The organism is Prevotella melaninogenica (genome assembly GCF_018127925.1).
Taxonomy (GTDB): domain Bacteria; phylum Bacteroidota; class Bacteroidia; order Bacteroidales; family Bacteroidaceae; genus Prevotella; species Prevotella melaninogenica_C.
In genome coordinates this window covers 530,342-545,514 of sequence record NZ_CP072348.1, presented here as the reverse complement: position 1 = coordinate 545,514, position 15,173 = coordinate 530,342, and the positions used below count along the sequence as shown (strand labels likewise).

At 40.5% G+C, this 15,173-nt stretch carries 11 protein-coding genes and 5 tRNA genes; 6 read left to right on the top strand and 10 right to left on the bottom strand.

From position 1 onward, the window contains the following. Positions 1–11 precede the first annotated feature (11 nt). From J4861_RS07730 to spt, 6 genes are all read right to left on the bottom strand, one after another. Positions 12–84, bottom strand: a tRNA-Gly gene (locus J4861_RS07730). 39 nt (positions 85–123) lie between these two features. Continuing rightward, a tRNA-Leu gene (locus tag J4861_RS07725) sits at positions 124–207 on the bottom strand. Between the two features lie 30 nt (positions 208–237). After that, positions 238–319: transfer RNA gene (locus tag J4861_RS07720), tRNA-Leu, on the bottom strand. A gap of 43 nt (positions 320–362) precedes the next feature. Next, positions 363–435, bottom strand: a tRNA-Gly gene (locus J4861_RS07715). A gap of 38 nt (positions 436–473) precedes the next feature. Continuing rightward, a tRNA-Pro gene (locus tag J4861_RS07710) sits at positions 474–547 on the bottom strand. A 753-nt stretch (positions 548–1,300) separates the two neighbouring features. Next, a complete protein-coding gene (gene spt / locus J4861_RS07705; RefSeq protein WP_004360851.1) occupies positions 1,301–2,491 on the bottom strand; it encodes a serine palmitoyltransferase in 1,191 nt (396 codons plus the stop codon). A gap of 195 nt (positions 2,492–2,686) precedes the next feature. On the opposite strand from spt, the gene J4861_RS07700 reads away from it, so the two are divergent. The 6 genes from J4861_RS07700 to J4861_RS07675 all read left to right on the top strand — a co-directional run bounded on the left by J4861_RS07700 (position 2,687) and on the right by J4861_RS07675 (position 11,431). Then, positions 2,687–3,718 (top strand): diacylglycerol/lipid kinase family protein, encoded by a 1,032-nt coding sequence (locus tag J4861_RS07700; protein ID WP_211817500.1) that lies wholly within the window; start codon positions 2,687–2,689, stop codon positions 3,716–3,718. A gap of 17 nt (positions 3,719–3,735) precedes the next feature. Continuing rightward, positions 3,736–4,446, top strand: coding sequence for a tRNA1(Val) (adenine(37)-N6)-methyltransferase (locus J4861_RS07695; protein ID WP_211817499.1), 711 nt, complete (start codon positions 3,736–3,738; stop codon positions 4,444–4,446). 382 nt (positions 4,447–4,828) lie between these two features. Beyond that, a complete protein-coding gene (lon, locus tag J4861_RS07690; RefSeq protein ID WP_211817498.1) occupies positions 4,829–7,294 on the top strand; it encodes an endopeptidase La in 2,466 nt (821 codons plus the stop codon). Further along, a complete protein-coding gene (tgt, locus tag J4861_RS07685) occupies positions 7,294–8,421 on the top strand; it encodes a tRNA guanosine(34) transglycosylase Tgt (protein ID WP_211817497.1) in 1,128 nt (375 codons plus the stop codon). The genes lon and tgt overlap by 1 nt, the downstream gene beginning before the upstream one ends. An 11-nt stretch (positions 8,422–8,432) precedes the next feature. Next, entirely contained in the window at positions 8,433–9,650 is a 1,218-nt protein-coding gene (locus J4861_RS07680; RefSeq protein WP_211817496.1) for an LptF/LptG family permease, read from the top strand. 59 nt (positions 9,651–9,709) lie between these two features. Continuing rightward, positions 9,710–11,431, top strand: coding sequence for a DEAD/DEAH box helicase (locus J4861_RS07675; RefSeq protein ID WP_211817495.1), 1,722 nt, complete (start codon positions 9,710–9,712; stop codon positions 11,429–11,431). Positions 11,432–11,551: 120 nt separating this feature from the next. On the opposite strand, the gene J4861_RS07670 is transcribed toward J4861_RS07675, so the two are convergent. The 4 genes from J4861_RS07670 to J4861_RS07655 form a co-directional block, all read right to left on the bottom strand. Further along, positions 11,552–12,022, bottom strand: a complete 471-nt coding sequence (locus J4861_RS07670) for an HU family DNA-binding protein (RefSeq protein WP_089366197.1) — start codon at positions 12,020–12,022, stop codon at positions 11,552–11,554. Positions 12,023–12,225: 203 nt separating this feature from the next. Beyond that, entirely contained in the window at positions 12,226–13,962 is a 1,737-nt protein-coding gene (locus J4861_RS07665; RefSeq protein WP_211817494.1) for a hypothetical protein, read from the bottom strand. A gap of 21 nt (positions 13,963–13,983) precedes the next feature. Continuing rightward, complete coding sequence (locus J4861_RS07660) at positions 13,984–14,202, bottom strand: hypothetical protein (protein WP_211817493.1); 219 nt, start codon at positions 14,200–14,202, stop codon at positions 13,984–13,986. A 176-nt stretch (positions 14,203–14,378) separates the two neighbouring features. Then, the gene (locus J4861_RS07655) at positions 14,379–14,576 is read right to left on the bottom strand and encodes a hypothetical protein (protein ID WP_211817492.1); all 198 of its coding nucleotides are present in this window, start codon (positions 14,574–14,576) and stop codon (positions 14,379–14,381) included. Between the last annotated feature and the right edge of the window lie 597 nt (positions 14,577–15,173).

The window sequence follows — 15,173 nt, the reverse complement described above, 5'->3', positions numbered from 1 at the left end:
CTAAAAAAAAGAGCGGCAAACGAGGCTCGAACTCGCGACCCCGACCTTGGCAAGGTCGTGCTCTACCAACTGAGCTATTGCCGCATTTACTAAGTAAGTAACGACTTACTTCAAAACTCTATGTGAAGAGGAGGAGACTCGAACTCCCACGAAACAATTTTCACTACCCCCTCAAAGTAGCGCGTCTACCAATTCCGCCACCTCTCCAGCATATACGAGACATTCTGATTTAGAAAGTGCCCAGAACAGGACTCGAACCTGCACGTCGTGAAACACACGCACCTGAAACGTGCGCGTCTACCAATTCCGCCACCTGGGCATTTACTTAGAAGAAAACTTCTATGTAATTCAGAATATCAAAGAGCGGCAAACGAGACTCGAACTCGCGACCCCGACCTTGGCAAGGTCGTGCTCTACCAACTGAGCTATTGCCGCATTTAACGTCTCTCTTTCTCTAAAGAGTTAGACAAAAGTCGGGGTGACAGGATTCGAACCTGCGACCGCCTGGTCCCAAACCAGATGCGCTACCGAGCTGCGCTACACCCCGTTGCATATTCATTAGTGATTGACTCATTTCCGAATTGCGAGTGCAAAGGTACTATATATTTCCGATATCTCCAAACTTTTCTATGTTTTTTTTCAATAAAAATTAATACTTTTCTTACGATTCCCACTTGCATATAGTATCAAACAAACGCAAAGTTATTGATAAACAAGCAAATAAGAAGATAGAGCACTTATAAAGTCCAAACTCAAAAAATATCTTATTTTTTAATCAAAACAATGTTTTCATATGACAATGTACTTTTCAAGCAAGATAACAATAGATGTAAAATGACAAACTTTCCTATCCTTGTAAGCCCTAAATCACCAAAAAACATTCTATGTCGTCACTCGTAATAACAGTCCAACCACAACTTTTATACACATTACCAACAAATTCTTTTCATAAAACTTCTCATCATGAAAGAACATCCTACACAATAAAAGAAATAAAAGCGAATGAGCCCAAAGAAACAGTTATTAAATAAATATCTTTTGTTATATGCCCTATTTGGCTTATTAGGCTCATTAGGCCAATTAGGCTTATTGGGCTTATTGGGCTAATTAGCCTAATAATACCATAATCTTAATTATTTCCATACACCACCCTCTACACTCAAGTATCAACAAAACATCAACACCCACCACCCATCACCCTATATATATAAGGTATTAAAAAAACGATGGGTTTACTCTATAAGAATAATCCCATCGTTTTAAAATTATAAATCCCTTTAAATAAGGAAATAGATAATACTTATTTAATGATGCCTTGCGCCTTAAAAATCTTAGTCAAAGCCTGAACACCGCGTTCAACCTGCTCCTCTGTATGAGTAGCCATTAAAGCAAAACGCACCAAGGTGTCTTGTGGAGCACATGCTGGAGGAATTACTGGATTGATAAACACACCAGCCTCATACGCCAACTTTGTAACCACAAAGGTCTTTTCAATATCACGAACATAAAGAGGGATGATAGGACTCTCTGTTTCACCTATCTCAAAACCCTCTTCTTTAAATCGCTTCAAAGCATAATTAGTCACCTTCCATAACTGCTCCAAACGTTCTGGCTCCTGCTCTATAATATGGAGAGCTTCCAAAGCAGCAGCTGTTGCTGCAGGTGCATTACTTGCAGAAAAGATATATGTACGGCAGGTATGACGGAGATAATTAATAGTATCCTTATCACCAGCAATAAAGCCACCAATTGAAGCCAAACTCTTTGAGAAAGTACCCATAATGAGGTCTACCTCATCTGTCAAGCCAAAATGATCACAAACACCTCTACCCTGGCGACCAAAGACACCTAAACCATGTGCCTCATCAACCATGATTGAGCAGTTATACTTGTGCTTCAATTCAACAATTGCTGGCAGATTAGCTAAATCACCCTCCATCGAGAAGACGCCATCAACAACAATCAGCTTAACAGCTTCATGAGGAAGTCTCTGAAGAACACGCTCCAAATCTTCCATATCATTGTGCTTGTAACGAAGTTGAGTAGCAAAACTCAAACGACGTCCATCAACAATACTTGCGTGATCACGGTCATCACAGATAACATAATCACCACGTCCTACTACAACAGAGAGGACACCAGCATTTACAGAAAAACCTGTTGAAAAAACAAGAGCCTCATCCTTGCCTTCAAAAGCAGCAAGCTCTTTCTCCAACTGAACATGAAGATCGAGTGTACCATTTAAGAAACGACTTCCGGCACAACCTGAGCCATACTTCTCAAGGGCACGCTGAGCAGCATTAATCACACGTGGATCGTTTGGAAGACCTGTATAGGCGTTAGAACCAAACATAAGAATCTCGTTGCCATCAATATCTGTAACTTCTGTTCCTTGCTTACTTGTAATCTCGCGGAAGTATGGATAAACACCTGCATCCATAAACTTCTGCGGCTCGCGGTAGCTTTTGTACTTGTCTTGTAACTGTCCCATTATTTTTTAATGTGGTGTAGTCATTGACTACTTAAATATTATTTTTAGGCTGCAAAGATACTAATTTAGAATGACAAAAAAGTCTTTTTGATTAGAAAAGTGATTTTTAAACATTTTTACTCTCATAATATCCATGATATAACTGATAAATATGTATCTTTGTACAAATAAACCATGCGCTGATTATTTGGCACAATGAATAAGAAAAAAGTAGTTTTTATCCTAAACCCTATATCGGGTACAGTTAGTAAAGCTGGTATTCCAGACCTTATTGAAGAACGACTCGATAAAGACAAGTTTGACTATCGCATTGCAGAAACGCAACATGCAGGTCATGCAACCGACCTTGCCCGAGAAGCTGTGGAAGAAGGTATAGACCTCGTTGTGGCTGTGGGTGGAGATGGAACGGTCAACGAAGTTGGAAGGTCACTTATCAATACTAAGTCAGCTTTAGGCATACTCCCTTGTGGTTCAGGAAATGGACTTGCAAGGCATTTAAACCTACCGATGAACCTAAAGAAATGTATTGACATCTTAAACTGTTATGATGTTAAAGCACTCGACTATGGTATCATCAACGATCATCCGTTCTTCTGCACTTGTGGAATGGGCTTTGATGCTTTCATTTCGATGAAATTTGCAGAGGCTGGCAAACGTGGACCTATCACTTATATGCAGAAAGTTCTTGAAGAAGGATTAAGCTATGAGCCTGAAACCTATGTAATAGAAGATGAGGATGGAACGCATCGCTATAAGGCTTTCCTCGTATCAGCAGCAAATGCTTCACAATATGGTAACAATGCCTATATCGCTCCGCAAGCATCTATGAGCGATGGTCTGCTGGATATTATCATCATGGAACCATTTGACCTCATTGAAGCTCCACAGGTTGCCATTGAGCTTTTCAACAAGACATTGGATAAAAACCTAAAGATAAAGACTTTTAGAGCCAAACATATTCATATACGCCGCAAGAAAGAAGGAGTTATTCATTACGACGGCGATCCTGTCACATCTGATGCTGACGTAGATATCTCTGTGGTACCAAAGGGAATAAACATCGTAGTCAATCCCAAAGGAGGGAAAGATTGTAGACAACCCAATATGCTGCAAACTGCCTTTTCTGAAATATTCTACAACATTGACTTGATGAGACAAGACCTTACTAAACAAAGTAGAAAGGTACAGGCACTCAACAAAAATCTGCTCCGTAAACTGGGTGTATAAGTCCTGAAACGAGACGAATGGGATTTACTTTCAAGCAATTTCATATCATTGATGATCACACGGCCATGAAGGTCGGGACAGATGGTGTATTGCTCGGAGCTTGGGCAAAAGGTGGTACAAGAATCCTTGATATTGGAACAGGAACCGGACTCATTGCCCTTATGATGGCACAACGTTTCTCTACAGCACAGATTGATGCTATCGAGATTGACAAGGGAGCGCTTGAAGATGCGCATCATAATGTTTCAGCGTCTCCATTTAATGATAGAATAAACATTCTCAATAGTTCCCTACAAGATTACGCCTCTTGCAGTGAGAACCAAGAAGGAGGGATCTACGATGCAATTGTATGCAACCCACCTTACTTTATTAATTCGTTAAAAAATCCTTTACAACAAAGAACTACTGCAAGACATACTGACTCCCTCTCTCACCAAGAGCTTATCTACCATTCTAAAAGACTTCTTAAACCCAACGGAACACTCTCCGTTATCATCCCTTCTGATAACAAAGATATACTTGAAGCAGAAGCTATATTTAACGGATTATCAATATTAAAGATAACTAACATTAAAACAAAATCTTCAAAACCTGCTAAACGCTGCTTAATAGAGTTTGGAAAGGAAACTACCGCAGTATGTAAGATAGAAGAACAATTACTAAACGATGATAATGGAGTACGCACAATGTGGTATCAAAATATTACACAAGCGTTTTACATTAAGTAAGTAAGAAGGCAATAAACGATAAGATAAGAACTATCTTTCTGTAAAGAAACGTATTTAAAGCTATCGGCATCTAAAAACACATAAACAAACAAGTAAGACATTAAGGGTTTACTGTAGTTTATTATACTTACAACGGCAGACCCACCCACCAGCTTTTATCGGATCAAAGAGGCTCAGCACACATGGTGCGGAGGCTTAACACCAATGGTGCGAAGCATCAACACCAAATGTGCGGAGTACGAACACCCTACTATTTGTCACCTGTTTCTTACGTACATAACCCACCTTTTTACAAGATAGCTAATTAAAGCACTATTATTCTTTTAGTCTTTCGGTTTTATTTTGTACCTTTGCAAGCTAAAAGTAGGTATAAAAGAACTTTATGAAACAAAATAGCTCTATACAAATGATTACTGATTACGAAGGAGACATGCCAAACTTGGACGTACAAGTTGATGGCGAAATCCCTATTTTCGTAACCCGTAACCTCGTTATGTTCCCAGGTATTCTCTCCCCTATCCTCGTTGGCAGAAAACCAACTCTGGCTCTTGTCGAACACTTGGAAGAGAACCCTAACACGATTATAGCAATTGTAAGTCAGAAAGATAGCAATATTAATGACCCTCAAGTAGACGATGTCTATATGACAGGTATCTACGCACGATTCGTTCGTGCCTTTGATATGCCTGGCAATTACGAGGGGAACAACCGCACGGTCATCTTACAGGGACTTGGTAAGTGTAAGATTAAGGACATCACAACTACTGAACCCTACATGAAGGGATATACCGTTGCTATACCAGAAGAAGCTGAGCCAAAGAGAGACAAGGAATTCTCTACGGCTGTTGAGGACATGAAGATGGTCACTAAGGAGTATATCCATGGTAGCGATGACATCCCAGATGACACACAGTTTGCACTCGACAATATTAATAATCCTGTTGTCGCAGTGAATTATGTGTGTTCAACTATGCCATTCCCAGTAACAGACAAGATTCAAATGTTAGAAGAAAATTCTATCAAGGATCGTCTGTTTGCGTTGATGAAGGTGCTGAATCGTGAAATTCAGTTCCAGCATCTCCGTCAGGATATACGCTCAAAAACACGTGAGGACCTTGACGAACAGCAGCGCGAATACTTCCTACATCAGCAGATTAAGAATATTAAGGAAGAATTGGGTGATGGCGATTCTGCACCTGACAAGAAAGAATTGCTTGAAAAGGCTAAGAATAAAAAGTGGTCAGAAGATATTGCCAAGATATTCCAAAAGGAATTAGACAAACTTGACACCTTAAACCCACAGAGCCCTGATTACAGTGTGCAGGTGAATTATCTGCAGACAATGGTCAACCTACCATGGAATGAATATACTAAGGACGATCTTGACTTGAAGCGTGCAAAGCGTATTCTTGACAAAGATCACTATGGTATGGAGAAGGTCAAGGAACGTATCCTTGAATACATTGCAGTGCTTCAGTTGCGTGGTAATTTGAAGTCGCCAATCCTCTGCCTTTATGGTCCTCCGGGTGTTGGTAAGACCAGTTTGGGTAAGAGTATTGCTGAAGCTATGAAGCGTAAGTATGTACGTGTGTCTCTCGGTGGTCTACACGACGAATCTGAAATCAGAGGACACCGTAAGACTTACATTGGTGCTATGCCTGGACGTATCATCAAGAATATTCAGAAGGCAGGTTCATCAAACCCTGTTTTCATTCTTGACGAGATTGATAAAGTTACTCAGAACACTGTTAATGGCGACCCATCATCAGCCTTGTTGGAGGTACTCGACCCTGAGCAGAACAACGCTTTCCATGATAATTATCTGGATATGGACTATGACTTGTCAAAGGTATTGTTCATAGCTACGGCAAACGACCTCAATACTATTCCACGTCCACTACTCGACCGTATGGAACTTATTGAGGTCTCAGGCTATATCACGGAAGAAAAGGTAGAGATTGCAAAGCGCCATCTCGTACCAAAAGAACTCGAAAACACAGGTTTAGATCAGTTAGAAGAGAAACCAAAGTTTGCCAAGGCAACGTTGGAGAAGATTATTGAAAGCTATACACGCGAAAGTGGTGTGCGTCAACTTGAGAAGCAAATCAACAAAGCTATGCGTAAGTTGGCTTTCAAGCAGGCAATGGATAAGCAACTTCCTTATACGAAGATTACTCCAGATAAGTTAGAGGACTTATTAGGTAAGCCACCTTTCACACGTGATATCTACCAGGGCAACAAATATGCAGGTGTGGTAACAGGTCTTGCATGGACCAGTGTTGGCGGTGAGATTCTCTTTATTGAAACCTCACTTTCTAAGGGTAAAGCAGGTAAGTTAACACTGACCGGTAACCTTGGTGATGTCATGAAAGAGTCTGCTGTCATTGCATTGGAGTATGTCAAGGCACATATCAGCGCATTGAACGTAGATTATCGCATCTTTGAACAGTGGAACATCCATATCCACGTACCAGAAGGAGCAACTCCAAAGGATGGTCCTTCAGCCGGTATTACCATTGCAACAAGTATTGCTTCAGCACTCACACAGCGTAAGGTGCGTAAGAACACTGCTATGACGGGCGAGATAACCTTACGCGGTAAGGTTCTTCCTGTGGGTGGTATCAAGGAGAAGATACTTGCTGCTAAACGTGCAGGAATTACTGATATCGTGATGTGTTCAGAGAATAAGAAGGATGTTGAGGAGATTCCTGAGGTTTATCGTAAGGGTCTTCAATTCCACTTCGTTGAGAACATTCAGCAGGTATGGGACTTTGCTTTGACCGATGAAAAGGTAGAACACCCTGTAGACTTTACGATTGTTGAAGAAAAGAAGGAGGAAACAAAATAATGACATTTGAGCTTCAGCATACAGATAATGCCAGTGATGCCCGCACAGGTATCATCACAACCGACCACGGACAGATAAAGACTCCTATCTTTATGCCTGTTGGTACCGTCGGTTCTGTTAAGGGTGTACACTTTGAGGAGTTGCGAAAACAGGTTAAGGCTCAGATTATCTTAGGTAATACCTATCACCTTTACCTGCGTCCAGGACTTGATATCATCAAGGCTGCAGGTGGTCTGCATGGTTTCAATGGTTGGGATCGTCCAATGCTGACAGACTCTGGTGGCTTCCAAGTTTTCTCATTGACAGGTATTCGTAAACTGTCAGAAGAGGGCTGTGAGTTCAGAAGTCACATCGATGGTTCTAAGCATATCTTCACACCAGAGAACGTGATGGACACCGAACGAATCATTGGTGCTGATATCATGATGGCTTTCGACGAGTGTCCTCCAGGACAGAGCGATTACCAATATGCCAAAAAGAGTTTGGAAATGACACAGCGTTGGCTTGACCGTTGTATCAAACGATTCAACGAAACAGAGCCGCTCTACGGTCATAACCAAAGTCTCTTCCCTATCGTCCAAGGCTGTACTTACAAGGACTTACGCCGTGAAGCAGCAAAGTTTGTGGCTGATAAGGGTGCAGATGGTAATGCTATCGGTGGCTTGGCAGTTGGTGAACCAACAGAGGTAATGTATGAGATGATTGAGGTAGTCAATGAGATTCTTCCAAAGGACAAGCCTCGTTACCTAATGGGAGTTGGTACACCACAGAACATTCTTGAAGCTATTGAGCGCGGCGTGGATATGTTCGATTGCGTTATGCCTACCCGTAACGGCCGTAATGCAATGCTCTTCACCTACAATGGTACGATGAATATGAAGAATAAGAAGTGGGAAAATGATTTCTCACCGATTGATCCAGATGGCTGTGACATTGATGTTATCACAAGTAAAGCCTATCTCCATCATCTCTTCAAAGCAGGAGAATTGCTCGCAATGCAGATTGCCAGCATCCACAACCTTGCGTTCTATCTCCGTCTCGTAACGGATGCACGTACACATATTGAGCAGGGTGACTTCGTACAGTGGAAAGCTTCTGTCATTGAACAGTTAGGAAGAAGAATTTAAGAAGAAACCAAATGAGTAAGGTTAAAGAGATTGTTGATAAAATTAAGAAACTGATTAACCATTTCGGGCAACGTGTTTTTGCACGCTTTCCTGTCTTGAAGAAGGTAGGACATCTACTTCAGATGCTCTCTCCTTCTCGTTATATTGGTATTCTGGACTGGTATATCATTAAGAAGTTCATAGGTACATACATCTATGCTATCTTGTTGATTATCTCCATTGCTATTGTGTTCGACTTCAACGAGAACCTCTCTAAGTTCACGCAATATCACGCCCCATGGCGAGCAATCATCTTTGATTACTACGCCAACTTCGTCCCTTACTATTCCAATCTCTTCTCACCACTATTCGTATTCATTGCAGTAATCTTCTTTACTTCCAAACTGGCAGGTAACTCAGAGATTATTTCAATGATGGCAGCAGGCGTGTCTATCAGACGACTGATGCGCCCTTACATGATTTCGTGTATTCTTATTGCAGGCTTAACATTCTATCTTAACAGTTTTGTGATACCTCATGGGACTGTTATTCGCCAAAACTTTGAGTCTCTCTATCGTAATTCTAAAAAGAACACATCGGCAGAGAACGTACAACTGTTTGTTGCAAAGAATACCACCGCTTATATTCAGCATTACGACGACCAGTATAAACGGGGCTATGGATTCTCACTTGTAAAGACTAAAAACAAGAAGATTGTCAGCCACATGACTGCAATGGAGATTCAGTATGATACCGTTGCTGACACAAAGTATCATTGGAAGGTAAGTAACTGGAAGATACGTACACTCAAAGGATTAAAGGAGCATATCCAAAGTGGAGTCTCAAAGGACACCGTTCTACTCATGGAACCGACCGACCTTGTCTATTCTAAAGGTCAACAGGAGACCTTTACTTCCCCAGAGCTACTGAGTTATATCTCCAAGCAGACCAGTCGCGGTTCTGGTAATGTGGTACAATATGAGGTTGAGTTCCACAAGCGAATAGCAATGTCGTTCTCATCTTTCATCCTCACTATCATTGGTCTTTCCCTCTCTTCCCGTAAGCGAAAAGGTGGAATGGGACTCTATCTTGGAATCGGTTTGGCATTAAGTTTCGGCTATATCATGCTCCAGACCGTTTCAGCAACCTTTGCAATTCAGGATGACACACCGCCTATATTGGCAGCGTGGATACCAAACATTATCTTTGCTATCATCGCCTACTTCTGCTATAGACATGCACCAAGTTAATAAGGCGAATAAAACAAAAGTAAAAACTACCCTCATGATGAAGGGAAAAACAGTAAAATATGTATTTTGAAGATTTAGATTTAAACGATAACGTACTTGACGCACTATATGACATGCGTTTTGATGAATGTACTCCAGTTCAGGAGAAGTGCATTCCCGAAATATTAAAAGGACACGACGTATTGGGCGTTGCCCAGACTGGAACAGGTAAAACAGCGGCTTACCTCCTTCCAGTTCTCTCTAAACTGGCTGATGGTGGCTACCCTGAGTCAGCAATTAATTGTGTCATCATGTCGCCTACACGCGAGTTAGCACAGCAGATTGACCAAGGTATGCAGGGCTTTGCCTACTATCTTGATGGTGTATCTTGTGTTGCTGTCTATGGCGGTAATGATGGTAATAGATACGACCAAGAGTTGAAGAGTCTCGCATTAGGAGCAGATGTAGTGATTGCTACCCCAGGTCGTTTCATCTCTCACATCTCTCTCGGTAACGTAGACTTATCTAAGGTGAGTTTCTTCATCCTTGACGAAGCTGACCGTATGCTCGACATGGGATTTGCTGATGACATTATGACTATTGCTAAGAAATTGCCTGCTACATGTCAGACAATTATGTTCTCAGCTACAATGCCTGCAAAAATTGAAGAACTTGCTAAGACATTGCTAAAGAATCCTGTTGAGATTAAACTCGCTGTAAGTAAGCCTGCAGAGAAGATTAAGCAGACAGCATACATATGCTATGAAACGCAAAAAATGGGTATCATTAAGGATATCTTCAAGGCTGGAGATCTCAAGCGTGTCATTATCTTCTCAGGTTCAAAACAGAAGGTAAAGCAGATTGCAGGATCGCTTAATCGCATGCACATCAACTGTGGTGAGATGCATTCTGACCTCGATCAAGAACAGCGTAATGACGTTATGTTCAAGTTCAAGAGCGGACAAATTGACGTATTAGTTGCAACCGACATCGTTTCACGTGGTATTGATATCGACGATATTGCAATGGTCATCAACTATGATGTACCTCATGACGCAGAGGATTATGTTCACCGTATTGGTCGTACAGCACGTGCTGACCGTGACGGAAAGGCGATTACCTTCGTGAATGAAGACGATATCTACTTCTTCCAGCAGATTGAATCATTCTTAGAGAAGGAGATTGAGAAGGCACAACTACCTGCAGAACTTGGAGAAGGTCCTGAATATAAGAGCAACGGAAAGCCTAAGAAGAGTGGCAATAGTGCAAAGAGCCGTCGCCGTAAGGACCGTGACCATCAGAGTCACAAGGACAAGAAACAAGGAAACAACAAGCAGCGCAACAGACGTCCTTCACCGCAGACTCAGAACAACACTGACGAGAACAACGCGAACCAACAGGAGCGTAAGACTGGAAACAAACAGAACCATAGACCTCAAAAGCAGCAAGATAACAATCCTGCAGCAACTGAGGGTAAACCAGTAAACAAGAAGAATAATCGTCAGAATAAAGGTAAGCAGCAGGAGCGTCAGCCAAAAGCTGAGAACGAGAAGCGCAATGACCGGAAACCTGCTAATAATAAAGGTAATGCTGAAAACACTATCAATCAGCAGAACAAGAAGCCTAACAATAAGCGCAAGAAGCGTAACAACCGCCAGCGTACACCAGAAGAAAAGTCTGTAAGAAGAAGTACGAAATATGATATTCGTGAGGAGTTGCCATCAACATCCAACAACGAATCAGGCTTGAAGGCTCTTATTAAAAAACCTCTGAAGTGGCTTCGTGGACTTGGTAAGAAGTAAAAATACTACTATGACAAACACAAAAAAGTTCGCGAACAAATTCAAAAAAGTTCGCGAACTTTTTTGAATTTGTTCGCGAACTTTACATTGAATATCTTAGACTGACGAATTGTGTCTTTATTAATCTGCAGGAACAGGACCTGGATTTTCGTTCTTTTTCTCTGTCTTCTTTTCCTTCTTTGCTTTCTTTTCCCCTGGTGTTACCTGCTCAAAGGTAACATCATTTAGTGTGAAATATTTACGAGAAGCAAGAAGTTTTACTACAGGTTTCTCAATGTGCTGCTGTGCACGAAACTGTTCACCTTTCAAGACAGCCTTACTCTTAAACGAAGGTGTTAAGGTTCCAAGGTCGCCAAACTCTACGATGTCGCCATTGGCTACAATGTCACGAGCTGTTTCGCTGGCAAGATTAAGCACAGCAGCTACCTCTTGCGCATTAAAGGTTGTTGACTTAGCAATACGTTCACAAAAGTTGCGGAAGTCAACACGTTGCCTACCTGTCGGGCGAGCTACAATTACAGTCTTCCCTGCCTGTTTTCCAATGTTCAACTTCTGCTCTTTTAAGATAAATTGAATAGGTTTATTAGCCATATTGTTATTAAGGTGGTCTCTCTTTGTGATAACTCCGTGGACTCGAGACCTTTTAGCCCACGGAGCGTTGTAAAACATATATATTATTTCTGTCAAATTGCTTTATTCATATATTGTAAGCCGTTATATTTTAATATAATTTTACGACAAACATATAGATTTTTCTCTACATTCAATATATGCTTTACAATAAGTCCAGAATGTTAGTAATTGATAAAAGCTCGTGCATAATGGTATTTCGTTTTATAATTATTTAAACCACCACTAAACCAAAATGTTGTGGATGATACATCATTGTATAAACCAATAGCTCCAGGCCAACCACCACCATAACCATTTATATCAGTACTTGTCCAATAATAAATCCGATTTATACCACCATCATTTAGAAGGATACTTGTCCCTCCTACCTGGGTAAAGGCGATATCAGCTAATCTTGGATACCATGGTTGCCCATAAAATTCAGAACTAGATGATGACGGAGTTACAGGCTTTGCAAAACCAAGGGCTTCTGTCATAAGTCTCATTTCTCCAAAAGCTGGTAGATGCCATTTCTTACCTGATAATGTTCCAGTCATAGAAATACCAGCAGCTTGTAACTCGTCAGAATAATGCCCGGCACGATAAAAAGCTGGGAAGAGTGCATTATTATCTCCTTTTGCCACTGTTCCTGCGTTAGGTCGATTATTGGCAGGGTTCCATGTTTCATCTTCACCATCATAACGGAACATTGCATCCTGATACTGATAAACGTTAGTATTTGTCCATGTATTAAGACTTGTGTTGGTTGTCCATTGGACTGTTGCTCCGTTATTAGCATTCTTTAAAGCTATAGCTAATCGCTTACTACGGCTTACAACGACTCCTACAGGTGTTTTAGTTCCCCCACCATAGATTGATTTATCAATAAGTCCTGTACTTCCATCACTGAACAGATACAGAAAACTATACATTAGTTTTATATTTACAAGATAAGAAGCATTAGACTTCATGGTTAGGACAGGATTTGGAGACAACTTAAGAGACGCCCCGCTCATATTTATTTTATAAATTTCACCACCTGTAAAAGTAAATTTAAGATTCGAAGCATCGGTTGATGGTAGGAAGTATTGGTACTCATTACTTTTACTAGTATATGTCACAGGGTTAAGCCATTCCGAACTTTCAGGGAAAGTACAATTTCCACTTATAGATGCTCCAGTTCCTGCTGACCAAACACCTGTGGATGCATTATAAACAGCTGTGCCTGGGACATCTGTCGAATTTACTGATGAAAGAACCCCTTTGGTTGTAGATTCAATTTTCATATAACCTGTCAACTTGATACGCATTCTTGCACCTGCATGCTTCATTTGGAATACAACCTGCTGCTTTGTCGGGGCAGCAGTGACAGTATATGTTGTACGACCTATCAATGCAGATTCTATATCTGAACGGTTAACGGAGAGATTATCCCCACTACGATTTACTTTACTATTATAAAGAACAAAATCATACGTATCAGGAGTAAGTTGAATACTTTCATTGGCACTTGTCGCTGTGAAAACCCCGCCAGTTACTGTTCCTGTTACTGTTCCTGCCAAAGTACCATTCTTATAAGCAAGCATGGTATATGTTTCATTATCGAGAGCCCGTGTAACAGGGTGACGACTTGTTTGCACAGAATCTTTTTGCATAGTAACAAGGGCTAGTAAGCCATTTCCCAAATTCACTACTTGCTTATTCAAAGTGTCGCCTGCTACCAATGAAGAGCTACGCGTTCCTTGTAATTCTTCATCTTCGTTGTAGTCTGTAAAGTTGACTTTGAACTTTATCTTCTCAACGACATTGACCTTTTTGTTCTCTGACTCACCAAGTCCATCACTATTATTGCAAGCAGTCATCAAACATACTGCAAACAGACATGAAATAAATAATTTAAAATTTAATAAAGATCTCATATTAAAGTTTTTGTAAGTTAGTTAATCATTCTCCTCGCCAAAAAAAGATTTTTTGCTTGGAGCTATTGTTGTTTCATCACCCAAAGATATGGTTCCCCCTTCATGTTCTTCTTCTGTTCCCCATGAAACAGTTGTGGAGGCGCTACCATGAGGTGTTATACTATTACAAATAAAACAAGAAGCCTCCATTTGGATAATCTTACACGTAGGTGTAGAATAAATGTTTCTTTTTTTTACCATTGCTTTTATTAAATAAAATTAGTTGTTATCTCGTTCTTAATTTCTCAATATTTTGGTTTATATAAGAACACCAAAAAGAACAAAGGAAACTCCTAAAAGTCCTTTGTTTACAGGGTTTGTACGGCGAGCCTCGCGCGCGTACGAAAGGAATTAAAAAGTTAGTTAAGCCTGCTCTACTAGAGAGAGAGAGAGAGAGAGAGAGAGAGAGAGAGAGAGAGTATAAAATTATTTGGAACTACCAAATAATTTACTATTTTTTTTTCAACTTTCTTACTCTCGTCCATCAATGAATTAGATACAGCAATAGCGTGGTGAACACCTTTGTTTTGTAAGGCGCTACGCTTATTAAAATTAAAATTTATTGCTTGTATCATCGTGATTAATCTCTAATTCGGACGCAAAAGTAACAAAAAAGATTAAAATATCAAAGCAAATCAAGAAAAAAATAAAAACAACTATTTATGAAAGCAACAGAAGACGTGTGCTCCTGACATTTTCCTACAATGCACCTTAAATGGTTCTTCAGGAATTTGGAGTGATAAAGTAAACCTACTACATATAAAAGTCACACAGAGAGGGGGAGAACACGGAGGTGAAAGCATAAAAGACAATATCACGGAGGTGCCGAAGGCACAAAGAGCGACAGAGCCGTAGTGTATGTGTTGCTGATTACTTTGGTAATAAACGTTTTAAGAAATCTTGCGAAACCACTGCTTTGTAATGAAGTAGACCAAAGTATTAATAGTATTAATAAAACTCGCAAGTATCCTCTGTTTCTCCACGCACCAATGGTGCCTCTGTGTCAACAATAGCTTTGTTATAAACAATCCTCTGTGCTCTCCATTTCTCTGTGTGACGTTTCTTCAGAGTTCTAATCTCAAAAGGTATCACTCCAAATTGCTGAAGACCCCTTAAATGAATTACACATTCTTATACGACAGAGCACATTATCAAACAATTCTATATTACCC

What these genes read in the sequence shown, in the direction of transcription:
- J4861_RS07695 (WP_211817499.1), top strand. Translation starts at nt 3,736, where the DNA reads ATGGGATTTACTTTCAAGCAATTTCATATCATTGATGATCACACGGCC.
- J4861_RS07655 (WP_211817492.1), bottom strand. Translation starts at nt 14,576, where the DNA reads ATGATACAAGCAATAAATTTTAATTTTAATAAGCGTAGCGCCTTACAA.
- spt (WP_004360851.1), bottom strand. Translation starts at nt 2,491, where the DNA reads ATGGGACAGTTACAAGACAAGTACAAAAGCTACCGCGAGCCGCAGAAG.
- lon (WP_211817498.1), top strand. Translation starts at nt 4,829, where the DNA reads ATGAAACAAAATAGCTCTATACAAATGATTACTGATTACGAAGGAGAC.
- J4861_RS07680 (WP_211817496.1), top strand. Translation starts at nt 8,433, where the DNA reads ATGAGTAAGGTTAAAGAGATTGTTGATAAAATTAAGAAACTGATTAAC.
- J4861_RS07665 (WP_211817494.1), bottom strand. Translation starts at nt 13,962, where the DNA reads ATGAGATCTTTATTAAATTTTAAATTATTTATTTCATGTCTGTTTGCA.
- J4861_RS07670 (WP_089366197.1), bottom strand. Translation starts at nt 12,022, where the DNA reads ATGGCTAATAAACCTATTCAATTTATCTTAAAAGAGCAGAAGTTGAAC.
- J4861_RS07700 (WP_211817500.1), top strand. Translation starts at nt 2,687, where the DNA reads ATGAATAAGAAAAAAGTAGTTTTTATCCTAAACCCTATATCGGGTACA.
- J4861_RS07660 (WP_211817493.1), bottom strand. Translation starts at nt 14,202, where the DNA reads ATGGTAAAAAAAAGAAACATTTATTCTACACCTACGTGTAAGATTATC.
- tgt (WP_211817497.1), top strand. Translation starts at nt 7,294, where the DNA reads ATGACATTTGAGCTTCAGCATACAGATAATGCCAGTGATGCCCGCACA.
- J4861_RS07675 (WP_211817495.1), top strand. Translation starts at nt 9,710, where the DNA reads ATGTATTTTGAAGATTTAGATTTAAACGATAACGTACTTGACGCACTA.